This is a genomic window from Saccharomonospora sp. CUA-673, from assembly GCF_001942305.1.
Lineage (GTDB): Bacteria > Actinomycetota > Actinomycetes > Mycobacteriales > Pseudonocardiaceae > Prauserella.
Genome location: NZ_MKKE01000001.1, coordinates 146,424 through 171,645 on the forward strand (window position 1 = coordinate 146,424; position 25,222 = coordinate 171,645).

Here is a 25,222-nt window from a genome sequence, read left to right on the forward strand (position 1 = left end):
TCGTCTCATGGCAGTGGACGCTCAGGCGCCGTGGATGCGGTGTCCGCCAACAGTTCCATGCTGTCGGCGAGCGCCTCGGCGCCTGCTTCGGCGTCGGTGTCCTCGCAGCCCTCGTCGGGGGCGTGGGAGACGCCCGTCGGGTTGCGGGTGAACAGCATCGCCGTCGGGACGTGCGCGTTGAGCACGCCCGCGTCGTGCCCGGCTCCCGTGGGCAGCAGCGGCACGTCGCCGAGCCGGGCGGCCAGCCGGTCGCGCAGGCCGGCGTCGAAGTCGACGGTGCCGCCGAAGGACTCCTCGGTCAGCGTCGCCGTGCAGCCCTCGTCGGCGGCCAGGCGCGATGCCTCGGCGCCGATCTGCTCGACCAGCGCAGCGGTGACGGCGTCCTCGGGGTGGCGCACGTCGAGCCAGACGTCCACGCGGGAGGCGATCACGTTGGTACCGCCGGGAATCGGCTGCAACCGGCCCACGGTGGCGCGCGCCCCGGGTTCGGCGCGGGCGAGGTCGCGCACGCGCACGACGAGCGCGCCCGCGGCGATCATCGGGTCGCGGCGGTCGGTCATCAGCGTCGTGCCGGCGTGGTTGCCCTCGCCGGAGATCGAGATCCGCCACCGTCCGTGGCCCAGGATCGACGTGGCCACGGCGACCGGACTGCCCAGATCGACGAGCCCCCTGCCCTGTTCGACGTGCAGTTCGACGAACGCGGCCATCCGCGCCAGCGTGTCCGGATCCGGTCCCATGTGCGTCGGGTCGAGCCCACTGCGCTCGGCGACCTCGGCGTAGGTGCGACCGTCGGCGTCGGTCAGCGCCAGCGCCCGTTCCGGGGAGATCGCCCCGGTGGCCAGGCGCGAGCCGAGGCACGCGACGCCGAACCGCGAGCCCTCCTCCTCGCCGAAGACCGCGATCGCCCGCGCACCACCGGTTCCGCGTTCGGCCAGCCGGTCGAACGCGACGAGCGCCGAGGCGATCCCGAGCGGTCCGTCGTAGGCGCCGCCGCCCGGAACCGAGTCCAGGTGCGACCCGGTGACGACCGCGTTCTCCCGCCGTCCGCCGGGCGCGTGCCACGCCCAGATCGTGCCGTTGCGGTCGGTCTCGACGTCCAATCCCCGCCGGGCCGCCTGCTCCCGGAACCACTCGCGCAACGTGTGCTCGGCGTCGGAGTGGACGGGCCGGGAGTAGCCGCCCCGCTTCGGATCTCGTCCGACGTCGGCGATCTGGCCGAGCAGCCCGGCGACCGTGTCGGCGCTGCTGGCCGGCGTTCCGGTGTGTTCCGTGCTGCTGTGCTCGGTGCTCATCGCATCTCCCCCGCGCCCGCGTAGGGATGCGGGCTGCGCAACAGGTCCCCGGTCTCGAACCGCTCGAGGCGGAAGTCGCTCGCCGGGATGTCCGGGTCGGTGCTGTCCCCTTCGAGCAACAGGTCGGCGACGAGATCGCCGACCGCGGGGCTGATCTTGAAGCCGTGGCCGGCGAAGCCGGCGCACAACGTCAATCCTGCGACATCGCCGACGGGCGCGATCACCGGGTTCCAGTCCGGGGGCACGTCGTAGACGCCGGCGTAGCTGTGACTCACCGACGGCGCGGGGAATCCGGGGAAGCGGTGCAGCACCTTCTCGGCGTAGGCCAGCACGCTCTCCTCGGCGGCGACGTTGGAGTAGTCGTCCGGGTCGACGAACCGCCCGCCCTCGCCGCCGTGGTCGCTGCCGTGGTCGCTGTTACCGACCAGGAACTGACCGGCCCCTTCGACGCGGCAGTACTGCAGGCTCACCAGGTCCGAGACGACGGGCAGGTCCGGCAGCGGTTCGCCGGCGTCGACGACGATCAGTTCGGAGCGGTACCCCTCGACGGGGAAGGGGATGCCGAGGTCGGCCAGCAGCGGCGCCGACCACCATCCCGCGGCGACGACCACCCGGTCGGCCTCGACGACCTCCCCGGAGACCAGTTCGACGCCGGTGACCCGGTCGCCGGTCGTGCGGATGCGCGCGACGGGGCATTGCTGGCGCACGCGGGCCCCTGCGGCGCGGGCGAGCTGTCCGAAGTGGAGGGCCAGCTGGGTGGCGTCGGCGAAGCCGCCGCGCGGTTCGTACGCCGCCGCGGCGACGTCGTCGACGTTCATCATCGGCCACATCGCGGCCAGCCGGTCGAGGTCGATCAGATCGACGTCGATGCCGAGCCTCTGGTGCGTGGCGATGTTCGCGCGCAGCGAGGCCTCGTTCTCCTCCCCGACGAGCACCGCGTAGCCGCACTGCCGGAAGCCGACCGCCGCGCCGAGTTCCTCGAACACGGGCGTGCTGCGCCAGGCCATCGCGGCGATCGACGGAACACCGTAGTGGGCGCGGACGATGCCGCTGGACTTGCCGGTGCCCCCGCCGGCGAGCATGCCGCGTTCCAGCACGAGCACATCGCCGACACCGCGGGCGGTCAGCGCGCGGGCGATCGACAGTCCGATCAGCCCGCTGCCGACGACGACCGTTCTGTCACCACCCATGCGTCTGCCCCGGGATCCACGACGTGCCCGCGAGCGGAACCCGTGCCATGGCGGCGGATTCGATCGTGAGCGCCACGAGGTCCTCCGGTTCCAGGTGCCGCACGTGCGCCTTGCCGCACGCGCGCGCGACGGTCTGCGCCTCCATCGTCAGCACGCGCAGATAGTTCGCGAGCCGCCTGCCGCCCTCGACCGGGTCGAAGCGTGCGGCCAGTTCCGGGTCCTGGGTGGAGATGCCCGTCGGGTCGCGGCCGTCCTGGAAGTCGTCGTAGAAGCCGGCGGCCGAGCCGATCCGCTCGTAGTCGGCCGCGTGGGCGGGATCGTTGTCGCCCAACGCGATCAGCGCGGCCGTCCCGATCGCGACGGCGTCGGCGCCGAGCGCCATGGCCTTCGCGACGTCGGCGCCGGTGCGGATGCCGCCGGAAACGATCAGCTGCACGCCGTCGTCGCCGGCCCGGTGCACACCGAGTTCCTGCAACGCCTGCACGGCCTGCGGAATCGCCGCGAGGGTCGGAATGCCGACGTGCTCGATGAACACCTCCTGCGTGGCGGCCGTGCCGCCCTGCATCCCGTCGACGACCACGACGTCCGCACCGGCGTGGACGGCCAGCTTGGTGTCGTAGTACGTGCGGCTCGCCCCGACCTTTACGTAGATCGGCTTCTCGTGGTCGGTGATCTCGCGCAGTTCGTTGATCTTGATGGTGAGGTCGTCGGGTCCGGTCCAGTCGGGATGCCGCGACGCGCTGCGCTGGTCGATGCCCTCGGGCAGCGTGCGCATCTCCGCCACGCGCGGGGAGATCTTCTGTCCCAGCAACATCCCGCCGCCGCCCGGTTTGGCACCCTGGCCGAGCACGACCTCGACGGCGTCGGCCTTGCGCAGGTCGTCGGGGTTCATGCCGTACCGACTCGGCAGGTACTGGTACACCAGGTGTTTCGACTGGCCGCGTTCCTCGGCCGTCATCCCGCCGTCGCCGGTGGTCGTCGACGTCCCGGCCTCCGACGCCCCGCGGCCCAGCGCCTCCTTGGCCCGGCCGGACAGCGCGCCGAACGACATGCCCGCGATCGTCACCGGGATGTCCAGGTGCAGCGGGTACTTCGCGCCACGCGTACCCAGCCGGACGTCGGTGTCGCAGCGTTCGCGATACCCCTCCAGCGGGTACCGCGACATCGACGCACCCAGGAACAGCAGGTCGTCGAAGTGCGGAACGGCGCGTTTGGCTCCCCAGCCGCGAATGTCGTAGACGCCGGTGTCGGCGGCGCGCCGGATCTCGGCGATCGCGGCGCGGTCGAACGTCGCCGACTCGCGCAGTCCCCACGTGTCGCTCACGGGCGGACCTCCTTCAGTACGTGTTGTGGGCCTGGAAGTGGTAGAGCTGTCGCGCCGAGCCGTAGCGCGTGTAGTCGGCGGGATCGTCGTCGTAGCCGGCGGCCTTGAGCAGTCCGGCGAGTTCGTCGACGTGCTCGGGCCGCATCGGCTTGGCCACGCAGTCGGCACCGAGCGTGCCGACGTCACCGCGCACGTAGAGCCGCGCCTCGTAGACGGAGTCGCCGAGCCCGTCGCCCGCGTCGCCGCGGACCACCATGCGCCCGGCCTGCGCCATGAACGCCGAGTTGTGCCCGACGTTGCCGCCCACCACGATGTCGACGCCCTTCATCGAGATGCCGCAGCGCGCGGCGGCGTCCCCGTGCACGACGAGCAGTCCGCCGTGGGCGGTGGCGCCCGCGCTCTGCGACGCGTTTCCGTGCACGACAACGGTTCCGCTCATCATGTTCTCGGCGACGCCCGTTCCGGCGTTGCCCGTGACGACGACCTCGGCCCGCTGGTTCATGCCCGCCGCGTAGTAGCCGACGTGCCCCTCGACGGTGACCGTCACCGGGGCGGTCAGTCCGACCGCGACGTTGTGCGCGCCGTTCGGTGTGGTGATCACGTAGTCGCCGGCCAGGTCGTCGGCGTGCAGTGCCGCGTTGACCTCGCGCAGCGGGGTGGTGGCCAGGTCGAAGCGCCTCACCGGGTCCATGCGTAGACCACCTCCGGTTCGGGTTCCCAGATGCGGGCGGATGCGACGCCGGGCAGGTTCGCCAGCGCGCGGTACTCGCTGGCCATCGCGACCCAGTCGGCGGTCTCGGCGATGACGGCGGGTTTGCACGCGATCGCGTCGCGCACCACGGCGAACGAGTCGTGATGCGACACCAGCAGCGTGTAGAAACCGTCGAAGGTGGCGCACAGGTCCTTCAACGCCGTCTCGATGTCGACCCCCTGCGCCAGCCGCTGCGCGACGAACCGCGCGCCGACCTCGGTGTCGTTGAGGCTGTCGAACTCGACCCCCGCAGCCGTCAGCTCGCGGCGGATCGTGGCGTGGTTGGCGAACGAACCGTTGTGCACCAGGCACTGGTCCGGGCCCACGGCGTACGGGTGGCAGCCGGCCGCGTCGACGGCGGACTCGGTCGCCATGCGCGTGTGGCCCACGCCCTGCCAGCCCTGGGCGCCGGGCAGTCCCCACCCTCGGCGAGCGTGCGCGGGTGGCCGACCCCCTTGAGCACGGCCAGGTCCGTGCCGAACCCGGCGACGAGCGCCTCGGGGTGCGCGGTGCGCGCCGCGGCGAGCAGCCGTTCGCTGGGCGCCGGGGACGTCAGCAGCAGGGTCTCGGCGAGACGGCGCCCTGCACGGGTTCGCCGAGCGCGGCGGCGACGGCCTCCGCCGCGGCCGCCGGGTCGCCGGCACCGGTCTCGAGCAACGACACCGCACCGTGTCCCGGCGGTGTCCACCGAGGATCGCCGTACACGGCGACGCCCGCGGAGTCGGCGCCGCGATCCTCCATCTCGCACAGCATCCCGCTGAGCAACTCGCCCAGGTGCGGGTGCAGGTCCGGGGTCCGGAGGTGCAGACCCACGATTCCGCACATGCGCGTGCCTCCTTGTGTCAGAACGCGGTCAGGTAGCGGTCGATCTCCCACCGGGAGATGGCGTGGTGCCACGCGAAGTACTCGTCGCGCTGCAATGTCGCGAAGTAGCGGGAGACGGGTGTCGCGTCGCCGGCGACGCCACCCGCGGGGACGGCGGCGTCGAGCACGCCGCTGATCACGGGATCGGCCTCGAGCTGTTCGACGGCGTGCAGCAGGGTGCGCGGAAGGGTGTCGACGTGGTCCGGACCGGTGCCGAGCGCGCCCGGGTCGCCGCTGCGTTTGATGCCGTCGAGTCCGGCGCCGATGGCCCCGGCGACCGCGAGGTACGGGTTGGCCGATCCGTCGCCGCCGCGCAGCTCGACCCGGGTCGGATCGGGAATGCGCACGTAGTGCGTGCGGTCGTTGCCGCCGTAGGTCGGTTTGGACGGAGCCCACGAGGCACCCGAGGTCGTGGCCGTCGCGCCGGTGCGCTTGTACGAGTTCACCGTGGGCGCGATCAACGCCTGCAGCGCGGGCGCGTGGCCGAGCAGTCCGGAGACGAACGAGTACGCCGTCGCCGACAGACCGGTGCCGCGCTCGTCGCCGCCTGCCGCGGGGAACACGGGATCCCCGGCGCTCGTGAGCGAGAGGTGGAAGTGCAGTCCGGAGCCGGTGCGGTCGGCGAACGGCTTCGGCATGAACGTCGCGATCATGCCGCGTTCCTGCGCGAACATCGACAGCAGATACCGCAGGGTGACGACCCGGTCGGCGGTGGTGAGGGCGTCGGCGTAGGCGAAGTTCTGCTCGAACTGGCCGTTGCCGTCCTCGTGGTCGTTGGCGTAGTTCGACCAGCCGAGGGTGTTCATCGCCGTCGACACCTGGGTGAGGAAGTCGTACATGCGCGTGAGCCCGCGGACGTCGTAGCAGGGCTGGGCGGCGTCGTCGAGTTCGTCGGCGGTGACCAGGCTGCCGTCGGCCGTCTTCCGCAGCAGGAAGTACTCGACCTCGGCGCCGGCGTGGGGTTCGAATCCGGCGTCGCCGGCCTGGCGGATCAACGCCTTGAGGATGTTGCGCGGGGCGTACGGCCACGGCTCGCCCTCGACGTGCGGGTCACAGTGGACGATCGCCAGCCCCTCCTTGAGGAACGGCACGGGCGTGAAGGACGCGACGTCGGGGATGGCGATCAGGTCCGGGTCCTTCGGTTCCTGCCCCATCGCGCCGACCGCGTACCCGGCGAAGCCGACACCGTCGGTGGCGAGCTCGTCGACCGCCTCCACGGGCACGAGCTTCGCGCACGGCTTGCCCCGCAGATCGACGAACAACGCGAGGATGAACCTGGTTCCGTGCTGCGAGGCCAGCGCAGCCAACTCGGTCGACGTGGCCGGCCCCTTCTCGGTGGTGACGGTCATCGGCCTGCTCCCAATCGTCTACCTGTAGGAATCGGTATACATCCTCAGTAGACACGGCCGGGATTTCGCCGCGATGACATCGCCGTCATCGTCACGTTGCGCCCCGCGACACCTTGCATCAAGGGGGAGGGTTGAGTGGGTTTACCCCGATTCGAGGGGGAGGGTTGAATCGGGGCTCAGCGAGTTTCCGCAGGTGAACATGGGTGTGGCCCGGTCACCTGGGTGACCGGGCCACACGCGACGGCACAGGCGCTCAGGCGGAGGTCTCCCCGCCCGGCTTCGGGGCGCTGCGCGCCGGGGTGAGCTCGTAGGCCGACTCGGCGTGCACCGAGACGTCGAGGCCCTGGGACTCGGTCTCGGAGTCCACGCGGATGCCCATCAGCTTGTCCAGACCCTTGGCGACGAGGAACGTCATGACGAACGAGTAGACGCACGTCGCGAGGATGCCGACGAGTTCGCGCCAGATGATGTCGGGACTGCCGCCGAACAGCACGCCGGTCACCCCGCCGGGCGCGGCGCCCGAGGCGAACAGGACGACGCACAGGGTGCCGAACATGCCGCCGAGGCCGTGCACGGCGAACGCGTCGAGGCTCTCGTCGATGCCCAGCTTGTTCTTCAGGCCGAGCAGTGCGCACACGCCGGCACCGGCGATCACGCCGACCAGCAGCGCCCCGATCGGGCTCATCGCGTCGGCCGCGGGCGTGATGCCGACCAGACCGGAGATCAGACCCGTGACGATGCCGAGCCCGGTGATCCGCTTCTCCCGCAGCTGCTCGACGATGGCGAACCCGATCATGCCGGCGCACGCCGACAGCAGCGTCGTGAGGATGACGTACTGGGCCAGGAAGTCCGACGCACCGGCGGTGCCGCCGTTGAAGCCGAACCAGCCGAAGAACAGGATGCCGGCGCCGATCACCACGAGTGGCAGGTTGTGCGGGCGTTCGCCGGAACGGCGTTTGCCGAGCGCGAAGGCGAGCGCGAGCGCGGCGACACCGGCGTTCATGTGGACCGCGGTACCGCCGGCGTAGTCGTGCACGCCGAGCTTGCTCATCCAGCCGTCGTCGATGGCGAAGATCCAGTGCGCGAGCGGGAAGTACACCACCGTCAGCCACACCGCGGAGAAGGCGATCCAGCCGGTGAACTTCATCCGGCCCGCCGCACCCGACGCGGCGATCGCGATGGTGATCGCGGCGAAGAGGATGAAGAACGCCGCGTCGAACGCGCCTTCCGCACCGCCGGTTCCCTCGTCGTTCTGGAACTGGCCGAGGCCGATGAAGTCGGTCGGATCGCCGATCAGGCCGAGCCCGCCGACCGATGGTCCGGACACCAGTCCGTAGCCGTACAGCACGTACAGCACCGAGGTCACGGCGAGCGTGCTCATGACCATCATCATCATGTTGAGCGTGTTCTTCGCTCCCAGCATCCCGCCGTAGAACAGCGCGAGTCCGGGGAACATCAGCGAAACCAGGGCGAAGGCTGCCAACAGCCACGCCAGGTCTGCCTGAGCGGCCAGGACGGATTCCATGGTCGTACTCCTGCGATTCTTGATTTTCCGGGTTTCGGGGTGATCGGGGTGTTGCGGAAGTCTGCGTGGCGAGTACTTCGGCGACGTTGCCGATCACGCCGTGGGCGTTACGGTCTGGTAGCGCCTACGCCGGAATGCGGGCCGTGGCTTCGCAGCCAGTCGGCGACGCGGTCGCGGGTCTCGATGAGTCCCTTGTAATCGGCCATGTCCTCGGGCAGTTCGGCGAGCACGTTCGCCATGCGCACCCGCCACGGTTCGATGCGCGCGATCTGCCGCAACGGGAGCAGATGCGTGCGGATCAGGAACATCACCGCACCCGAATCGGCGAGCCGGATCAGGTGCTGCACCTCGACGCGCAGGTGCAGCAGCTCGCCGAACAGGTCGTCGTCGATGCTCGGCACCATCGCCCGTTCCGGACCCCAGCCGGGGTAGGTCTCGGTGGACACGTCGAGCCTGCGGCCCACGGTGAGCGTCCAGTTCGTGCGCCGATACGGCTCGTGCGGCTGCAACCGCTGGAGGAAGTCGTGTGCACGGGTGATGACGCGCTCTTCGTGGATGCGCGGCACCGGGCCGTGAATCTCCAGGAAGCTCATGCCGAGGTCGAACCCGAAGTTCCAGTCGGCGGCGAACGTGACGACACCGGCGTCGGCGTAGAGCTGCTCGCGCTGGTCGAGCAGGACGATGTCCTCCTGCACCTGCGAGCCGATGTAGGCCATCGGATCGGCCACCGTGCCGTCGTCGCCGTAGCGGAACCGCAGCCGGTCGCCGAGCAACGCGTTGTGCCAGCGGTACTCGTCGCCGCCGAGAGGCTCCAGCGTGAAACTCTCCGGATAGGCGGCGGACAGCTCACGCATCAACGTCAGCATCGCGTCCCACGCCGCGGGCCGCATGTGCGGCAATGTGGCCTGACGGCGCGGATCGCGGCGCACGATGTCCGCGCGCTCGGCGAGTTCCGCGGCGTACTCCCCGTCGACGTCCACCACCGCCTCACCCCACCCGCCGACCTCCGTCCGCACCGGCACACCCGCCGGCTGGACGTTGGTGGAGTAGCGGAACCGGTCGGCGGTGAACGGGAACGGGAACCGGGCGGTCAACTCGTCGAGCCGATCGGCGGGGGTCGTCGGGACGCCGAGCATCCCCGCGGGCGTCGTCGCATACGTCGGCGCCGTGCCGTCCGGTGCTGTGTCGGTTGGTGCTGTGCTTGAGGTTGCTGCGCTTGCGGGTGCCGGGCGGTTCACAGGGACACCTCCAGGGTGGGGCCGTCGGCGCGGGAGACGCAGGCCATCACGGCCTCGCCGGCGGCCTTCTCGTCGTCGCCGAGGAACAGGTCGCGGTGCAGGGGTGTGCCGCCGGTGACGGGCAGCCGGCATTCACCGCACACGCCCTGCCTACACATGTTGGGCACGTCGACGCCGTGGCGTTCGAGGGTTTCGAGCAGGCTGACGCCGCTGGGCACGTCGAACCGTTCGGCGACGCCGCCCCGGGTGACCGTGAGCGTGAACGGCTCGCCGGGGTCGAGCGCGTCGACGCCGAAGCGTTCGGAGTGCAGGCGTGAGGCGGGCCAGCCGGCGTCGCCCGCGGCCGACAGCACGGCGTCGATCATCGCGCCGGGGCCGCAGACGTACAGGTGCGTGCCGACGGGCTGTCCGCGCAGCACTGTGGACAGTCGCGCCAGCAACATGTCGCGGTCGGTGCACGTCTCGACGCCGGGCCCCGGCAGCGGGGCTGTCAGCGTCTCGAGGTCGTCCAGGTGCGCGCCGCGGCCGGGCCGGAACGCGTACAGCACCTGCACCTCGCGTCCCCATCGGCGGGCCGCATGCAGATGCGACACGATCGGCGTGACACCGATGCCGCCGGCGATCAGCAGGTGCCTGCGCGCGCGGGCGACGGGTGCGAACGCGCTGCGCGGCAGCTGCGCGGTGAGCCGCATGCCGGGCCGGAGTTCGCGGTGCAGCCAGTCGGAACCGCCCGCACCGCCGGGCACGTGCAGCACGGAGATGTCGTAGGTCGCCGGCGCGACGCCGTCGCCGGTGAGACTGTAGGCGTTGCGCCACTCGCCCTGCTCGCCGAGTGCGAGCACGAGGTGGCTGCCGGGAACGTACCCGGGAAGCGGGTTCCCGTCGGGGTCGGCCAGGGTGACCGCACGGACGTCCGGTGCGGTGTCCCGGACGGCGGTCACGACGAGTTCCAGCGTACGCGCGCTCATCGCTGCGTCCCCTCCTCGTTTCCGGGCCGCGTTTCGGCGTCGTGCTGGAAACCGAGGAACCGCCCGGAATTGCGGGAGACGTGGTAGTAGATGTGAAGGCCGCGGGCGCATCCGGCGCAGTCCGCGACGTCACCGATCCCGGCCTCGACGCGGGTGACGGCCGCGCAGTGTCCACAGTAGAGTTCGATCGGCCCGGTTCCGGTGGGGTTCACGTCGAGTTCGTCGTCCTCGATACCCGCCGTCAGCGCGACCCCGCGCAGTTGCAGGCAGTCTCCGACCGGACCGGCGATCCGCAGCCGGACGCCGACCGTGGCGCGGGCGAGCGCGTCGGACAGGCGCGGTCCGGCCTCGTCGACCGTGCCCGCGAGGACGGTCTCGGTCGGCAGGCCCGTCTCGCGTTCCCATGCGGCCACCCGCGCCCGACCGTCGTCGCCGACGCCCACGAGGAGATGCCACGCCCCGCCGACCGGGCTGCCGGCGCCCAGGTCAGCGACGCCCACGGCAGCGGTGTCCCCGGTGGCCGCGTCCGATCCGCGGGCCCACGCCGGGACGCTGGTGTGTTCCAGTGTGTTCATTCCTGGACTCCTACCTCACGGCAACTCCTATTACCAGGAAACTCTGTTGCCCGTCAGTAGACGCCCTGCGCGGCGCGCGGAGGTTGCCGACCCGTGAAAGGTGTGTTTCGACGTCCGTTATTCCGGGTTAGGACCCGTAACCCGGAATAACGCGGGCGTTGTTCCGGGTTACGACGCCCCCTGACCCCGAGCCCAGGCGGGGTCACACCACCTCGAGACGGGTTCGGGTGAGGAAGACGTTGTACGGGCCCCATTGGGAGACGAGGTAGTACAGCTCCGGCCCGTCGAGCGACCACGGGTGGAGGAACCCGCCGTAGATCGCGGGGAACTCGTCGCCAGACACGACGACCTCTCCCCTGCTCCACGGCCCGGTCACCGCCGGGGCGCTGCGCAGCACGATGCCCTTGCGCGGCTCGTCGAGGTGCAGCATCACCCACAGCCCGAACCCCGAATGGTAGCCCACGGACATCTCGCCCACCGATCCGTCGCGACCGGGGCCGCGTCCCGCTCGTCGCGACCCCACCCGTCGCCGTTCCAGTACTCGCAGGCCCGCACGTTCGCCGGGTCCGCGCGGGGCAGGCGCGCCAGGTACGGCACGTCGTGCCTGCCGTTGGTGGTGCCGAACAGATGCACCCACTCGCCGTCGGGGCCATCGCCGAGCGCGAAGGCGCCGATCTGGAATCGGTTGTCGCCGTCGCGGTTCTTCCACCGCGCGGACCGGGGCCGGTCCCAGCTGCGTCCGTCGTCGGTCGAGACGGCGATACCGGCGTGGTTCGTCCGCCAGTGGCCGGGTCGTCCCCATTCGCGCACCGACATGTAGTGCACGTAGTGCACGCCGCCGACGGTGATCGCGCCGTTGGGGATGACCGTGACCTCGCGCCGCGCCGAGGGAATGACCTGCGTCGCACCGCCGCCGGACCGCTCGACGACCCCGTCCAGCGACAGGCCGGCCGACAGGTCACGGCCCGTCGACCAGGCGAGGACGTTGCTGCGCCAGTCGGCGTTGCCGGGGCCAGCGCCATGACCACCCCAACCCGCGCCGAAGGTGTCGCCGAACAGCACGAACACCCGGCCGTCCCCGGCATCCCACAACAGTCCGAGGTCGGTGGCCTCGATCGCGAACCGCTCACCGGTGCGGTTGGCCGACGCCGTCCCGGTGACCTGCGCGATCCGTTCCGTGTGCAGCGGCCTGATCTCCATGCCCCGAACGTAACGCGACACCGCACACCTCGCCCGCGAACGACGAGAACCTCATTGCACGCGATTATTAATTCGGTGCATTTATTCGCCCCGCGCGTGGGCTTTTCGTCCAATTGATGGGATCGCCGAGAAATGGTTGACGCCGCGCTCCACTCATGGCCACCCTGAAGTCATGGCGAGCACGATGCCCACCGACGGAGGCCGGTGAACAATTCACCCGAACGACATTTCCCCGGGCTAAGTGCGTCCAAAATCTCGACCCGCCGAATCGATCGTGCACAAAAAAGCCAAATGATCATAGCGCCGTAGTGGCTCGGAGCAACAGAAAAGCGCAGACAACATCAGGAGTGCAGCATGACCGCGAGTCAGACCACCGTCATCGACGTTCAGCCCGTCGCCGGATCGCTCGGCGCCGAGATCACCGGTGTCGAACTGGGACCCGACACCAGCGACGACGTCGTCGCGCTCGTCCGGCAGGCGATTCTCGAGCACAAGGTGGTGTTCGTCCGAGGTCAGGATCACCTCGACGACGACCTGCAGGCCGGATTCGCCCGCAAACTCGGGGAACTGACGTCCGCGCATCCGACCGTTCCCGGCGCCGAGGCGAACAGCAACGTGCTGCCCGTCGACGCCGAGCGCGGCAACCGCGCCAACAGCTGGCACCACGACGTGACGTTCGTCCAGGCGCCGCCGTCGTTCTCGCTGCTGCGCGCGATCGTGCTCCCGCCGTACGGCGGCGACACCGCCTGGGCCAACACCGTGTCCGCCTACGAGAGCCTCCCCGATTCGCTCCAGCGAATGGCCGAACAGCTCTGGGCGGTGCACACCAACGACTACGACTACAGCTCCTCGCACGCCGTCGCCGCCGTCACCGAACAGGCGCAGCGCTACCGCGAGCAGTTCACCTCGACCGTGTACAAGACCGAGCACCCGGTGGTGCGGATCCACCCGGAGACCGGCGAGAAGACGCTGCTGCTCGGGCACTTCGCGCAGAAGTTCGTCGGCTACAACGGAAGCGACTCACGGCACCTGTTCGAGGTTCTGCAGAACCACGTGTCGCGACTGGAGAACACCGTGCGCTGGCGCTGGGCGCCGGGCGACATCGCGATCTGGGACAACCGGCTGACCCAGCACTACGCCGTCTCCGATTTCGGGGACACGCCGCGCAGGCTGCACCGCGTGACCGTCGCAGGCGACGTTCCCGTGAGTGTCGACGGCAGGCGCAGCGTGGCCCTCCAGGGCGATGCCTCGGCCTACACGCCGGCCTGACGCCACCGCACGGACCACCACACCGGTGCCGCGAGCGAGCCGTGCCCGCTATATCCACAGTGGACACGATGACCGCTCGCGGGACCGGGGAAAGCGACGAGTGTGAGCACCCTCCGAACCGTCAACCGCCGCGACGCACTCCGCCTGGCCGCGGGCGCCGCCTTCGGCACGGCCGCGGCCGCCGCGTTGAGCGGCTGCGTCGCCGCGCCGGCGCCGACACCGCACGCCCCGACACCGTGCGGTACCAGGGTTGGGCGGGCAAAGTCCTGTTCTTCGAACTCGCCGACGACCTCGGTTTCCTCGGCGACACCCGGCTCGAATGGATCGGCAACACGATCAGCGGGCCGCAGGACATCCAGTCCGTCGTCACCGGCGACATCGACATCGGCGGCGCGTTCAACGGCGCGATCCTGCGGCTCGTCGCCGCGGGCGCTCCCATCACGTCCGTGCTCAGTTACTACGGTGCCGACTCGCGCACCGAGGCCGGCTACTTCGTGCTCGAGGACAGCCCGATCCGCGGGCCGCGCGACTTCATCGGCAAGAAGGTCGGCGTGAACACCCTCGGCGCGCACCACGAGGACGTGCTCACCCTGTACCTCGAACGCGCCGGACTGACCCCGGAGGAGATCGACTCGGTGCAGCTCGTCGTCGTGCCACCCGTCAGCGCGGAACAGGCACTGCACTCGGGACAGCTCGACGTGGCGTGCATGACCGACATCACGCGGGAGAAAGCCCTGGCACGCGGCGGAATCCGCACGGTGTTCAGCGACTACGAACTGCTCGGTGCCTTCAGCGCGGGCTGTTACGTGATGCGGTCGGCCTACCTGCGCGAGCACGCCGACACCGCCCGGCGGTTCCTCGCCGGCACGGCCAGGGCGGCGCGGTGGGCGCAAACCCGTCCGCGGGACGAGGTCGTCGCCCGCTTCGCCGACATCATCACGCGGCGACAACGCAACGAGGACACCGAGGCCATCCGGTACTGGCGCTCGACCGGCGTCGCCCTGCCCGGCGGACTGATCGCCGACCGCGAGTTCGACCTGTGGAAGGAGCGCGCCGCCGAGACCCGCCCCGCCCTGCACGACATCGCCACCCGCGACCTCTACACCAACGAGTTCAACCCGTACCGGTCCTGACCCCACTGGAGAAGCTGATGAACGCCATCGTGTTCGACGACGTGTCGAAGAGATTCCACGCCCGCACCAGCGGGGGTGAGGAGGTCACCGCACTGAGCGGCATCGACCTGCGCATCGAGGCCGGACAGCTCGCCGTCGTGGTCGGCCCCAGCGGTTCGGGCAAGTCGACGCTGCTGGACCTGCTGGCCGGGCTCGACCATCCGACGTCCGGGCAGATCCGCATCGGCGACCGGGTCGTCACCGGCCCCGGGCTGGACCGCGGCGTCGTGTTCCAGCAGTACGCGCTGCTGCCGTGGCGCACCGCGCAAGGCAACGTCGAATTCGGACTCGAGGCGAAAAAGGTGCCGAAGAACGAACGCCGCGAACGCGCACGCCATTATCTCGACCTCGTCGGACTCGGCGGTTTCGAACAGCACTATCCCGACCAACTGTCCGGCGGAATGAAACAACGCGTCGCCATCGCCCGCAGCCTGGCCTACGACCCGGATGTGCTGTTGATGGACGAACCGTTCGCCGCACTCGACGCACAGACGCGCGACGTCCTGCAGGAGGAACTGCTGCGCATTTGGCAGCAGACGCAGAAGACGATCGTGTTCATCACGCACAGCATCGAGGAGGCGGTGTTCCTCGGCAGGAAGGTCGCTGTGCTGAGCGCGCGGCCGGGCCGCGTGCGGGCCGTGGTCGACGTCGACCTGCCGGGCCGGGCCTCCGGCGAGGACATCCGCTCCACGCCGGCATTCGCCCACCACCGGCACGAGATCTGGAGCCTGCTCCGCGGGGAGGACAGCACCGGCGCGTCGGCCGACGCCCGGCAGGGCGCGGCTGCCGAGGAGGCCGAGGAGGTCGTCCCCGTTGGCTGACATCGACGCACCACCGCGCCCCGTTCACGGCGCCCCGACCCGGCCGGGCGGGACCGGCCGGGCCCGCCGGGTGCTGGTCGGTTCGGCGGGCGTGGTCGCGTTCCTGGCGTTGTGGGAACTCGCGCCGCGCCTCGGGCTGGTCGACAGCATCTTCCTACCCCCGTTCAGCCGGGTCGTGCAGGCGATGGTCGAACTGTCGGCGACGGGTGAGCTGTGGGAGCACTTCGGCGCGAGCCTCGCGCGTTCGCTCGCCGGGTTCGTCGTCGCCGCGGCGCTGGCGGTGCCGCTGGGCATCCTGATCGGCTGGTACCGGCCGGTGCACGTGGCACTGAATCCCCTGCTGGAGCTGTTCCGCAACACCGCCGCGCTGGCGCTGCTGCCGGTGTTCGTGCTGCTGCTGGGCCTGGGCGAGCTGTCGAAGGTGTCGCTCGTGGTGTTCGCGTGCACGTGGCCGATCCTGCTCAACACGGTGAGCGCCGTGCGGACCGTGGACCCGCTGCTGATCAAATCGGCGCGGTCGCTGGGCTTCTCGCCGCTCGCGTTGTTCGGGAAGGTCGTGCTGCCCGCGTCCGTGCGACGATCTTCACCGGAATCCGGTTGGCCGGCGCCAGTTCGATCCTCGTGCTGATCGCGGCCGAGATGGTCGGCGCCGAGGCCGGGCTGGGCTACCTGATCAACGCGTCGCAGTACAGCTTCCTCGTGCCGGAGATGTACGCGGGCATCGTGACGATCTCCCTGCTCGGCGTGACCCTCAACCACGCCCTCGTCCTCACGGAGCGTCGCCTCTCCCGCTGGCGCGCTAACCCCGTCAAAGTTCCCGAGGCCATGGTCGCGTTGAACGCGACCATGGGGCCCTCGGGAGCTTTTGGGTCTCGCTGCGGGTGGTTACTGCGGGTCGTGTTGGCCACCTTTGCGGGGTGTGGGGCGTCCGGACGGGTGACAATGCCCGATATGCGGCTCCAGCGGACGGCACTCACCTCGCGGCTCCCCGCCGAGCGGGTGCTGACCGCGCTCGAGCACCGCGCCCGCACGCTCGGCCTGCCCCCGCCCGCGGCGCTCACCGGCGACTGGTTCCGCTCCCGCGCCGTCCTCGCCCCGTCCGTTCGGCTCGAGCCCGTCACCGACCTCGACACCGCGCTCGACCTGCCCGACCCCACCGGACGCTCCGAGCCCACGGCCGACACCGACGCCGCCGACACCGATGCCGGGGCGGTCGGCGGCGGGTGGTTCGGCTACCTGTCCTACGACCTGGCCGACCCGTCCGGCCGCGCCGGTCTGCTGCCGCGGGCCGTGTGGGGGTGGGCCGATCACGTGCTGCGCCTCGACGCCGCAGGCCGGTGGTGGTTCGAGTCGCTCCGCCCGCACACGGGGCCGGAGGTCGACGAGTTCGAACGGCTCCTCACCGACCCGCCGCCGGTGCCGGACACGTGGCGGGCCACGTCGCTGCACCGCCCGCCCGCCGACGTCCACCACAAGGCCGTGCGCGAATGCGTGCACGCCATCGAGGCCGGCGAGCTGTTCCAGGCCAACATCTGCACCCGGTTCACGGGCCGCTTCGACGGCGCGCCGGTCGCGCTGTTCGCCGAGGGCGTGCGCCGGTTGAACCCGATGCGCGCGGCGTATCTGTCGGGCGCATGGGGCAGTGCGGTGTCGATGTCCCCGGAGCTGTTCGTCTCGCGCCGCGACGCCGACGTGCGCTCCACGCCGATCAAGGGCACCCGTCCGCGCACCGGCGACGCGGGCGACACGGGGGCCGAGCAGCTCCGGGCGTCGGTCAAGGACGTCGCGGAGAACGTGATGATCACCGACCTGGTGCGCAACGACCTCGGCCGCGTCTGCGCCGTCGGCAGCGTGCGCGTCCCGGAGCTGTTGGCGGTCCGGCCCGCGCCGGGCGTGTGGCATCTCGATTCGACGGTCGTCGGCACGCTCGCCCCTGGCAACGGTGACGCCGACCTGCTCCGCGCGACGTTCCCACCCGGCTCGGTCACCGGCGCGCCGAAGATCCGCGCGCTCGATCTCATCGCCGAGCTCGAGGGCGACGCCCGCGGGCTGTACACGGGCGCGATGGGCCTCGTGTCGCCGGTCGCCGGGCTCGAGCTGAACGTGGCGATCCGGACGTTCGAGATCCGCGACGGCATCGTCGAGGTGGGCGTCGGCGGCGGCATCACGGCCGATTCCGACCCGGCTGCCGAATGGCGCGAATGCCTCGACAAGGCCGCCCCGCTCGAACAGCTGCTGGCAACCCCGCCCCGGTCCGCGCGCCCCAGTTCCGCACGCACCGGTTCCGTACGCCCTAGGCGCGCGCCCTAGCCGTTCCGCGCTGCGACCACGGCGTCGTAGAGCTCCTTCTTCGACACGCCGGTCCGCTCCGCCACCTCGGCGGCGACGGCCTTGAGCCGCTCGCCCGCCTCGACCCGGCCCGCGACGTCGGCGACCAGGTCCTCGACCCGCACCGCACGCGGCGCCGCGCCCGCGAGGACGACGGTGATCTCCCCTCGCACCCCGTCGGCCGCCCACGCGGCGAGTTCGCCGAGGCCCCCGCGGCGCACCTGCTCGTAGGTCTTGGTCAGCTCCCGGCACACGACCGCCCGCCGGTCGGCGCCGAGCGTCTCGGCGGCGTCGGCCAACGTCGACGCGAGCCGGTGCGGGGATTCGAAGAACACGGTGGTGCGCTTCTCGCCGACGAGTTCGGCGAGCCAGCGCGCGCGTTCGCCGGGTTTGCGCGGAGCGAAACCGTCGAAGCAGAAGCGGTCGGGGGCCAGGCCGGACAGCGCGAGTGCCGTCGTCACCGCCGACGGTCCGGGTACGCACGTGACGGGCAGGTCCTCGTCGGCGCACGCGGCCACGAGACGGAACCCCGGGTCGGACACGCTCGGCATGCCCGCGTCGGTCACCAGCACCACGGTCTCGCCCGCGCGCACGGCCTCCAGCAGACGCGGCAGGCGGGCGGTCTCGACGTCCTCGTAGAAGCTGACGACCCTGGCCGTCGTGGTCACCTCCAGCGCCGTGGTCAGCCCGCGCAGCCGGCGCGTGTCCTCCGCGGCGATGACGTCGGCCTCCCGCAACGCCTCGGCGAGCCTCGGACTGGCGTCTGCGCGGTCGCCGAGCGGCGTCCCGGCGAGGATCAACGGCATGACGTCGAGGCTAGCGCGGCCGCGTGCAAGATCCCGGCCTGCACGGGGTTTCACATCGGCGCCCGTAGGATCGGCCCTCGTGACCGCCGTTCTGACCCGTTCCCGCCCTGGCCAGGGCGCCAGTGGCGGCAGCGGCAGCGGTTCGGGCGGGGCCCCGCCGTCGGACCGGGAGGCCGCGCTGCTCGGCACGCCGATGCCGGCCGACCGGATGCGCGCGCTGTGGGTCACGCTCGTCATCACGACCATCGGCGGCGTCGTCCGGCTGTGGAACCTGGGTCATCCCACCGACGACGGTTCGCCGGTCTTCGACGAGAAGCACTACGTGCCGCAGGCGTGGCAGATGCTGCGCAACGGCGGTTACGAGGACAACTACGGCTACGAGCTGGTGGTGCATCCGCCGCTGGCGAAGCAGCTGACGGCCGTCGGCGAGTGGCTGTTCGGCTACAACGGCTGGGGTTGGCGGTTCACGGCCGCGCTCGCGGGCGTGCTCATCATCCTGCTGGTCATCCGCATCGCGCGGCGGCTGACGCGGTCGACGCTGCTCGGCGCCGTGGCCGGCATCCTCGTGATCTGCGACGGCGTGCTGCACCTGCAGTCGCGCATGGGGATGCTCGACATCTTCCAGGCGCTGTTCGTCGTCGCCGCGTTCGCGTGTGTGCTCGTCGACCGGGACCAGGTGCGCGAACGACTCGCCGTCGCCGTCCGTGAGGGCTGGCTGCACGAGACGCCGTACGGTCCGCGGCTCGGTTTCCGCTGGTGGCGGTTCGGCGCGGGTCTGCTGGTGGGCCTGGCGACCGCGATCAAGTGGTCGGGCATGTACTGGGTGCTGGCGTTCGGGCTGCTCACGATCGCCTTCGACATCGCGGCGCGCCGCGCGGCCGGTGTCGCGCGGCCGTGGCTGGGCGTGCTGCGCCGCGACCTGGCTCCCGCCGCGTGGGCCATCGGCCTCGTGTCGGTGCTGGTGTACTTCAGCACCTGGTGGGCGTGGCTGGCCAGTGAGACAGCCACCGACCGGCACTACGCCGAGATCGAGGGCGACGACTCGTTCGGGTTCCTGCCCACGGCCTTGCAGAACCTGATGCTGTACACGTTCAACGTCCTGGACTTCCACAGCGGCCTCGCGACCCCGGACGGCGATCCGCATCCGTGGGAGTCGAAACCGTGGACGTGGCCCATGGGGCTGCGGCCGATGCTGTACTACCACAGCTCGGGCAGCGACATCGGCGGTTGCGGACAGCACGAGTGTGTCCAGGCGACGATGCTCATCGGCACGCCCGCGATGTGGTGGCTGGCCCTGCCGGTGCTGGCGTGGGGTCTGTGGCGGATGCTGCTGCGCGCCGACTGGCGCTACGCCGCCGTGCTGGTGGGCTACGGCGCGGGCCTGCTGCCGTGGTTCGTCAACCTCGACCGGCAGATGTACTTCTTCTACGCCACGCCCATGGCGCCGTTCCTCGTGCTCGGCCTGACGCTCGTGCTCGGCCACCTGCTGGGCAGGGCGAAGGACGGGTTCGAACGCCGGGGCACCGGACTGCTCGTCGTCGCCCTCTACACCGGGTTGGTCGTCGCGAACTTCGTGTGGCTGTGGCCGATCCTCGTGGGCGAGTCCATCACCGTGGACCAGTGGAACGCGCAGCTCTGGCTGCCGTCCTGGCGTTGACCGCCGCGGGGCCCGACCGGGCACGGCCTCACCCGCGCACAGCATCTCCGGTCGCGGCGTCTGACCGCACGCGGCGCAACACACCCGCGGCCAGCAGAACCTGCCCGGCCAGGTAGGTGAGCATCACCCAGAACCCGCCCACCGGTGGGTCGTACCAGTCGGCGAAGGCACTGAGGGCAATGAGCGCATCGGAGCAGAAGAACACTGCGCCGCCGATGCCCGCGAGTCGGCCGACGCCCGTGGCGAGTACGGCCATCAGCGTGAGGCAGCCGCCGTAGACCGCGACGGGCACGAGCATCTCGCCTGCTCCCGGTGCGCACAGCCCGAACAGGACGGCGAACGCGACGACGTAGAGCCCGGTCCACGGGGTCCGCGCCACCGAGCCCCGGCGATACGGCCAGAACGCCAGCGAATACCCGACCTGAGCGGCCAGGAAGCCGGCAACCATCGCGAGGAACGCCGCGTCACCGGTGAACGCGACGGGAAGCGAGTCGCCCAGCCACGAGAAAGCCAGCGCAACCACCGCGATCCGCACGAGGCGGGTGCGTTCCGCTGCGGCGCACCACAGCCACGCGGCGAGCAACGGCATGAGCAGCATCTGGGTGGGCCGCGACAACCACGCCGGTCCCGCGAGCTGCACGACGAGATGCCCCGCGGAGACGACCGCGTAGGCGATCAGCAGCACGTTCGCCGTACGAGCGCTCACTCCGAACGCGGCACGATGCGGGTGACGGGGCCGTCCGGGGACGAGCCCATGCGCGCGAGCCAGCCCTGGACCTCCCGTTCGACGGCGGCCAGGGTCGGCCGGTTGCGGGGCTGCGGGTCCAGCGACGCACGCAGCAGTCGCGCGTGCACGCTCTGCTGGGGCAGATGGCTGGCCGGTTCGGCGCGGGCGGCCGCCATGAGCGCCGCCATCGGCGTCTCGCGGGTGCCGCGCGGCGGGTGGCCGGACAGGGCGAAGCTCACGGTCGCCGCGAGCTGCCACGCGTCGGAGGCGGGCGTGGCCTCCTTGCCCTCCGCGGCCTCGGGCGCGGTGTAGTCCGGCGTGCCGATCATCATGCCCGTCGCGGTCAGCTTGGCGTCGTTCTTGCTGCGCGCGATGCCGAAGTCGATCAGGTGCGGCAGGCCCTGCGGGTCGAGGATGACGTTGGACGGCTTCATGTCGCGATGCAGCACGCCCTTCTCGTGAGCGGCCGACAGCGCGCCGGCGAGCGTGGCCCACAACCTGCCCGCGGCCTGGTCGTCGAGGGCGCCACCGCTGTCGACGGCGTCGGCCAGCGAACGGCCCTCGAGGTACTCCATGACCAGCGCGAGCCCGTCGTGTTCCTCGACGAGGTCGTACACACGCACGCAGTTCGGGTGCGACAGCATCGCCAGCGCCCGCGCCTCGCGGCGCATGCGCTCCTCGGTGTCGGGATCGGTGACGTGCGCGATCTTCAGCGCGACGATGCGGCCGAGCTGCGTGTCGCGGGCCTGCCACACGGTGCCGAAGCCGCCCTGGCCGAGCCTGCGGATGCGTTCGAACCGGCCGTCGCCACTGTTCGACGACGCCGGGAACGCCGCGGCGGCGACCGGCGGCGGCGAGGGCGCCACGGCCGTGGGCGCGTACTGCCGCTGCGGCTCGGGGGCCGGTTCGGGACGGGGTTCGGGCCGCGGCTGCGGACGCGGTTCGGGCGGCCGGTCGGCCTTCTGGATGGTCGCCCAGCTCGGCGGTCCGATGATCGCCACGGGGATGACGCCGAGGATGATCGCCGGCAGGAAACCGAGCCACAGGTGGATGGCCGTGTTGGCCTCGACGCCGGCCGAGAGCAGGACGAACGCGACGTAGGAGCCCCAGATGAACCGGCCCGGCCACTTCGGGCCACGGCGCAGCGCGATCCGGCCGAGCAGCATGATCGCCAGCAGCGTGAGGATCGGCAGGCCGACGAGTCCGCCCAGGTAGAGGCCGTAGGCCAGGGCGTTGCCGGACGGGTAGAACAGCGTCTCGTAGACGTTCTGCCCGCCGCCGAGATACTCGATCTGCGTGCCGACGAAGCAGTACTCCTGCCCCATGTTGGCGACGTCGGTCTGCGTCAGCCCGCCCGTGCCGCCGGCGAAGATCTCGCGGTAGATACCGGACACGCCGCTCGCGAGCGTCCACGGCACCACCAGGACGCTGACCACGGCGATACCGGCGATCGCGATGAGCGAGGCGCCGTCGTAGCGGTTGCCCGTGAACTTGCGGACCACGGCGATGACGAAGGCACCGGCCACGGGCCACAGTCCGATGAGCAGGCCCGCCATGCTCGTCGCCCACACCCAGTCGCCGGGACAGAACCCGGGCTGGAAGATCTGGTACGCCAGCGACAGCAACGAGCCAGCGATCGATTCCACCTCTCGCTCCTTCATGCGTGTCGCTCGTGACGTCCATCGCCTGCGGGTGACCGCGGCGGTGGACACAGTATGTCGGCCACCCTAAGTCTGGACGCATGCGCCTCGCCCGCGTTGCTCTGGTGCGGCCGCGATCTACGGCCTACCGTCGCTGTCGGGACCGACCGAGACTCAGCGCAGAGGACGAGGGAGAGCCGCGATGGGCGCGTACGCCGACACCTACGACCGCAGCATCACCGATCCCGAGGGTTTCTGGCTCGCCGCGGCCCGCGGCGTGACCTGGACGAAGGCACCCACGAAGGCTCTGGACGACTCGCGCGCGCCGCTGTACCGCTGGTTCCCCGACGGGGAGCTGAACACCGCGTACAACGCGCTCGACCGGCACGTGGAGGCCGGCCGCGGGCAGCAGCCGGCGTTGATCTGGGACTCGCCGGTGACGTCGACGCAGCGCACCTACACCTACGCCGAGCTGACCGACGAGGTGGCGCGGTTCGCCGGCGGCCTGGCGTCGCTCGGCGTCGGCAAGGGCGACCGGGTGATCATCTACATGCCGATGGTGCCCGAGGCGGTCGTGGCGATGCTGGCGTGCGCGCGGATCGGCGCGGTGCATTCGGTGGTGTTCGGCGGGTTCGCGCCGAAGGAGCTGGCCGCGCGCATCGAGGACGCTGAGCCGGTGGCGATCGTCGCCGGCTCGTGCGGCATCGAACCGACGCGGCTGGTCGAGTACAAACCGATCGTCGAGGACGCGTTGGCCCTGACGACGCACCAGCCGGACCACGTCGTCGTGCTGCAGCGCGACGCCCACCGCGCCGAGCTCACCGACCGCGACGTCGACTGGGCCGACCTGATGGCCGGCGCGAGCCCGGCCGACCCTGTGCCCGTGGCGGCGACCGACCCGCTGTACGTGCTGTACACGTCGGGCACGACGGGCAAACCGAAGGGCGTCGTGCGTGACTGCGGCGGGCACGCGGTGGCGCTGAGCTGGTCGATGGGCGCGGTGTACGACATCCACCCCGGCGACGTGTGGTGGACGGCCTCCGACGTCGGCTGGGTCGTCGGCCACTCGTACATCGTGTACGCGCCGCTGCTGATCGGCGCCACGACGGTGCTGTACGAGGGCAAACCGGTGGGCACACCGGACGCGGGCGCGTTCTGGCGGGTCATCTCCGAACACGGCGTCAAGGCGCTGTTCACCGCGCCGACGGCGCTGCGGGCCGTCAAACGGGTCGATCCGGACGCCGCCGAACCGGCGAAGTACGACCTGAGCCGGTTCACGACGTTGTTCATGGCCGGCGAACTGCTCGACCCGGAGACCTACCACTGGGCCCACGACACGCTCGGCGTTCCCGTCGTCGACCACTGGTGGCAGACCGAGACGGGCTGGCCGATCGCCGCCAACCTGCGCGGGATCGAACCTCTGCCGCCGAAGCCGGGTTCGTCCACCGTGCCCGTTCCCGGGTGGAACGTGCAGATCCTCGACCAGGCCGGCGATCCACTGCCGGCGGGCCAGGAGGGCGCGATCGCGATCAAGCTGCCCCTGCCGCCGGGTGCGCTGCCGACGCTGTGGGGCGACGACGCCCGGTTCATCGACTCCTACCTGTCCCGCTACGACGGCTACTACCTCACCGGCGACTCCGGCTACCTCGACTACGACGGCTATCTGTTCGTCCAGGGCCGCACCGACGACGTCATCAACGTCGCCGGACACCGCCTGTCCACCGGCTCCATGGAAGCCGTGCTCGCCGCCCACCCTGCCGTCGCCGAATGCGCCGTCATCGGCGTCGCCGACCAACTCAAGGGCCAACTTCCCCGCGGACTCGTCGTCCTCAAAGCCGGCGCCGACATCGCCGAGGAGCAGCTGCGCGACGAACTCGTCGAAGCCGTACGCCGCGACATCGGTCCCGTCGCCGCATTCCGCGACGTCTCCGTCGTCGAAGCCCTCCCCAAGACCCGCTCCGGCAAGATCCTCCGCAAGACCATGCGCGGCATCGCCGACGGCAAGAACGAACCCGTCCCCTCCACCATCGAGGACCCCACCGTCCTCACCGCCCTAACCCCGGTCCTCCGCCCCGGTTAGAGCCCTTTGCGTCGCCGTGTCAGCAATTCACGTCGCCGTGTTGGCGTTCTGCGTCGCCGTGTTGGCAATTCGCGTCGCCGTGTTGGCACCCCACGTTGCCGTGTCAGCGTTCTGCGTCGCCGTGTCAGCAATTGGCGTCGCCGTGTTAGCACCTCACGTCGCCGTGTTAGCAGTTCGCGTCGCCGTGTCAGCGTTCTGCGTCGCTGTGTTGGCAATTCGCGTCGTTGTGTTGGCGGTTTGGGTGCGGGGTCTGCGCTTGGGGTGAGCGGTGCCTCGCCGGCGGGCAGGTCTCTGGGATGGTTGGGCGGCTGTGCCGCTGCTCCGTGTCATCCCTCGACCTCTCGTTTCGAGTATCACTCGGCAGGGCGCAAGGGTTTCGTTGGTTTGTGTGGCGGTTTGGTGGTTGGGGTTGCGCCTACCCGGAGCCGTGGATGGTTTCTGGTTTT

Annotated in this window: 21 protein-coding genes and 1 pseudogene; 7 read left to right on the top strand and 15 right to left on the bottom strand. The window is 70.8% G+C overall.

The genetic code is table 11. The annotated features are described in order from the left end of the window. Window positions 1–5: 5 nt before the first annotated feature. The 12 genes and pseudogenes from BJF85_RS00795 to BJF85_RS00845 form a co-directional block, all read right to left on the bottom strand. On the bottom strand, window positions 6–1,292 hold the full coding sequence (locus BJF85_RS00795; protein ID WP_075845312.1) for an allantoate amidohydrolase: 1,287 nt from the start codon (window positions 1,290–1,292) through the stop codon (window positions 6–8). Next, window positions 1,289–2,482 (bottom strand): FAD-binding oxidoreductase, encoded by a 1,194-nt coding sequence (locus BJF85_RS00800; RefSeq protein WP_075845313.1) that lies wholly within the window; start codon window positions 2,480–2,482, stop codon window positions 1,289–1,291. The genes BJF85_RS00795 and BJF85_RS00800 overlap by 4 nt, the downstream gene beginning before the upstream one ends. Then, window positions 2,472–3,806 (bottom strand): FMN-binding glutamate synthase family protein, encoded by a 1,335-nt coding sequence (locus tag BJF85_RS00805; RefSeq protein ID WP_075845314.1) that lies wholly within the window; start codon window positions 3,804–3,806, stop codon window positions 2,472–2,474. Before BJF85_RS00805 ends, BJF85_RS00800 begins: the two co-directional genes overlap by 11 nt. Before the next feature lie 13 nt (window positions 3,807–3,819). Then, window positions 3,820–4,497 carry a protein glxC gene (locus tag BJF85_RS00810; protein ID WP_075845315.1) on the bottom strand — a complete coding sequence of 226 codons (678 nt, stop codon included), beginning with the start codon at window positions 4,495–4,497 and terminating at the stop codon, window positions 3,820–3,822. After that, the gene (locus BJF85_RS28620) at window positions 4,485–4,931 is read right to left on the bottom strand and encodes a hypothetical protein (RefSeq protein WP_222844403.1); all 447 of its coding nucleotides are present in this window, start codon (window positions 4,929–4,931) and stop codon (window positions 4,485–4,487) included. The genes BJF85_RS00810 and BJF85_RS28620 overlap by 13 nt, the downstream gene beginning before the upstream one ends. A 178-nt stretch (window positions 4,932–5,109) precedes the next feature. Beyond that, the gene (locus BJF85_RS28625) at window positions 5,110–5,382 is read right to left on the bottom strand and encodes a hypothetical protein (protein WP_222844404.1); all 273 of its coding nucleotides are present in this window, start codon (window positions 5,380–5,382) and stop codon (window positions 5,110–5,112) included. 17 nt (window positions 5,383–5,399) lie between these two features. Beyond that, window positions 5,400–6,770: a type III glutamate--ammonia ligase gene (gene glnT / locus BJF85_RS00820; protein WP_075845316.1), complete on the bottom strand. Its 1,371-nt coding sequence runs from the start codon at window positions 6,768–6,770 to the stop codon at window positions 5,400–5,402. Window positions 6,771–7,023: 253 nt separating this feature from the next. Next, window positions 7,024–8,295, bottom strand: a complete 1,272-nt coding sequence (locus tag BJF85_RS00825; RefSeq protein WP_075845317.1) for an ammonium transporter — start codon at window positions 8,293–8,295, stop codon at window positions 7,024–7,026. Window positions 8,296–8,402: 107 nt separating this feature from the next. Next, window positions 8,403–9,533 (bottom strand): DUF3445 domain-containing protein, encoded by a 1,131-nt coding sequence (locus BJF85_RS00830; RefSeq protein ID WP_222844405.1) that lies wholly within the window; start codon window positions 9,531–9,533, stop codon window positions 8,403–8,405. After that, window positions 9,530–10,501, bottom strand: a complete 972-nt coding sequence (locus BJF85_RS00835; protein ID WP_075845319.1) for a PDR/VanB family oxidoreductase — start codon at window positions 10,499–10,501, stop codon at window positions 9,530–9,532. Before BJF85_RS00835 ends, BJF85_RS00830 begins: the two co-directional genes overlap by 4 nt. After that, window positions 10,498–11,076 (bottom strand): dimethylamine monooxygenase subunit DmmA family protein, encoded by a 579-nt coding sequence (locus BJF85_RS00840; RefSeq protein WP_075845320.1) that lies wholly within the window; start codon window positions 11,074–11,076, stop codon window positions 10,498–10,500. Before BJF85_RS00840 ends, BJF85_RS00835 begins: the two co-directional genes overlap by 4 nt. A 202-nt stretch (window positions 11,077–11,278) precedes the next feature. After that, window positions 11,279–12,276, bottom strand: a pseudogene (locus tag BJF85_RS00845) (DUF4185 domain-containing protein). 354 nt (window positions 12,277–12,630) lie between these two features. On the opposite strand from BJF85_RS00845, the gene BJF85_RS00850 reads away from it, so the two are divergent. The 5 genes from BJF85_RS00850 to BJF85_RS00870 all read left to right on the top strand — a co-directional run bounded on the left by BJF85_RS00850 (window position 12,631) and on the right by BJF85_RS00870 (window position 17,848). Continuing rightward, window positions 12,631–13,545 carry a TauD/TfdA family dioxygenase gene (locus BJF85_RS00850; RefSeq protein ID WP_075845321.1) on the top strand — a complete coding sequence of 305 codons (915 nt, stop codon included), beginning with the start codon at window positions 12,631–12,633 and terminating at the stop codon, window positions 13,543–13,545. Window positions 13,546–13,781: 236 nt separating this feature from the next. After that, window positions 13,782–14,678, top strand: coding sequence for an ABC transporter substrate-binding protein (locus BJF85_RS00855; RefSeq protein WP_255375291.1), 897 nt, complete (start codon window positions 13,782–13,784; stop codon window positions 14,676–14,678). A 17-nt stretch (window positions 14,679–14,695) separates the two neighbouring features. After that, window positions 14,696–15,538 (top strand): ABC transporter ATP-binding protein, encoded by an 843-nt coding sequence (locus BJF85_RS00860; RefSeq protein ID WP_083665812.1) that lies wholly within the window; start codon window positions 14,696–14,698, stop codon window positions 15,536–15,538. Further along, a complete protein-coding gene (locus tag BJF85_RS00865; protein ID WP_255375292.1) occupies window positions 15,531–16,166 on the top strand; it encodes an ABC transporter permease in 636 nt (211 codons plus the stop codon). The genes BJF85_RS00860 and BJF85_RS00865 overlap by 8 nt, the downstream gene beginning before the upstream one ends. A gap of 323 nt (window positions 16,167–16,489) precedes the next feature. Continuing rightward, a complete protein-coding gene (locus BJF85_RS00870; RefSeq protein ID WP_075845347.1) occupies window positions 16,490–17,848 on the top strand; it encodes an aminodeoxychorismate synthase component I in 1,359 nt (452 codons plus the stop codon). Here BJF85_RS00870 and rsmI read toward each other — a convergent pair. Continuing rightward, complete coding sequence (rsmI, locus tag BJF85_RS00875) at window positions 17,845–18,672, bottom strand: 16S rRNA (cytidine(1402)-2'-O)-methyltransferase (protein WP_075845322.1); 828 nt, start codon at window positions 18,670–18,672, stop codon at window positions 17,845–17,847. The genes BJF85_RS00870 and rsmI overlap by 4 nt on opposite strands. A gap of 79 nt (window positions 18,673–18,751) precedes the next feature. Here rsmI and BJF85_RS00880 point away from each other — a divergent pair, with 79 nt between their 5' ends. After that, a complete protein-coding gene (locus tag BJF85_RS00880; protein WP_075845323.1) occupies window positions 18,752–20,329 on the top strand; it encodes a dolichyl-phosphate-mannose--protein mannosyltransferase in 1,578 nt (525 codons plus the stop codon). Between the two features lie 28 nt (window positions 20,330–20,357). On the opposite strand, the gene BJF85_RS00885 is transcribed toward BJF85_RS00880, so the two are convergent. Then, window positions 20,358–21,035, bottom strand: a complete 678-nt coding sequence (locus BJF85_RS00885; RefSeq protein ID WP_075845324.1) for a lysoplasmalogenase — start codon at window positions 21,033–21,035, stop codon at window positions 20,358–20,360. Beyond that, window positions 21,032–22,702 (bottom strand): serine/threonine-protein kinase, encoded by a 1,671-nt coding sequence (locus BJF85_RS00890; RefSeq protein WP_075845348.1) that lies wholly within the window; start codon window positions 22,700–22,702, stop codon window positions 21,032–21,034. Before BJF85_RS00890 ends, BJF85_RS00885 begins: the two co-directional genes overlap by 4 nt. A 196-nt stretch (window positions 22,703–22,898) precedes the next feature. Between BJF85_RS00890 and BJF85_RS00895 the strand changes: the two genes are divergently transcribed. Further along, entirely contained in the window at window positions 22,899–24,776 is a 1,878-nt protein-coding gene (locus tag BJF85_RS00895) for a propionyl-CoA synthetase (protein ID WP_075845325.1), read from the top strand. Window positions 24,777–25,222: the final 446 nt, after the last annotated feature.

Coding starts and splice junctions, on each gene's coding strand:
- BJF85_RS00795 (WP_075845312.1), bottom strand. CDS start 1,292: ATGAGCACCGAGCACAGCAGCACGGAACACACCGGAACGCCGGCCAGC.
- BJF85_RS00800 (WP_075845313.1), bottom strand. CDS start 2,482: ATGGGTGGTGACAGAACGGTCGTCGTCGGCAGCGGGCTGATCGGACTG.
- BJF85_RS00810 (WP_075845315.1), bottom strand. CDS start 4,497: ATGGACCCGGTGAGGCGCTTCGACCTGGCCACCACCCCGCTGCGCGAG.
- BJF85_RS28620 (WP_222844403.1), bottom strand. CDS start 4,931: ATGGCGACCGAGTCCGCCGTCGACGCGGCCGGCTGCCACCCGTACGCC.
- BJF85_RS28625 (WP_222844404.1), bottom strand. CDS start 5,382: ATGTGCGGAATCGTGGGTCTGCACCTCCGGACCCCGGACCTGCACCCG.
- glnT (WP_075845316.1), bottom strand. CDS start 6,770: ATGACCGTCACCACCGAGAAGGGGCCGGCCACGTCGACCGAGTTGGCT.
- BJF85_RS00825 (WP_075845317.1), bottom strand. CDS start 8,295: ATGGAATCCGTCCTGGCCGCTCAGGCAGACCTGGCGTGGCTGTTGGCA.
- BJF85_RS00835 (WP_075845319.1), bottom strand. CDS start 10,501: ATGAGCGCGCGTACGCTGGAACTCGTCGTGACCGCCGTCCGGGACACC.
- BJF85_RS00840 (WP_075845320.1), bottom strand. CDS start 11,076: ATGAACACACTGGAACACACCAGCGTCCCGGCGTGGGCCCGCGGATCG.
- BJF85_RS00850 (WP_075845321.1), top strand. CDS start 12,631: ATGACCGCGAGTCAGACCACCGTCATCGACGTTCAGCCCGTCGCCGGA.
- BJF85_RS00860 (WP_083665812.1), top strand. CDS start 14,696: ATGAACGCCATCGTGTTCGACGACGTGTCGAAGAGATTCCACGCCCGC.
- BJF85_RS00870 (WP_075845347.1), top strand. CDS start 16,490: ATGCGGCTCCAGCGGACGGCACTCACCTCGCGGCTCCCCGCCGAGCGG.
- rsmI (WP_075845322.1), bottom strand. CDS start 18,672: ATGCCGTTGATCCTCGCCGGGACGCCGCTCGGCGACCGCGCAGACGCC.
- BJF85_RS00895 (WP_075845325.1), top strand. CDS start 22,899: ATGGGCGCGTACGCCGACACCTACGACCGCAGCATCACCGATCCCGAG.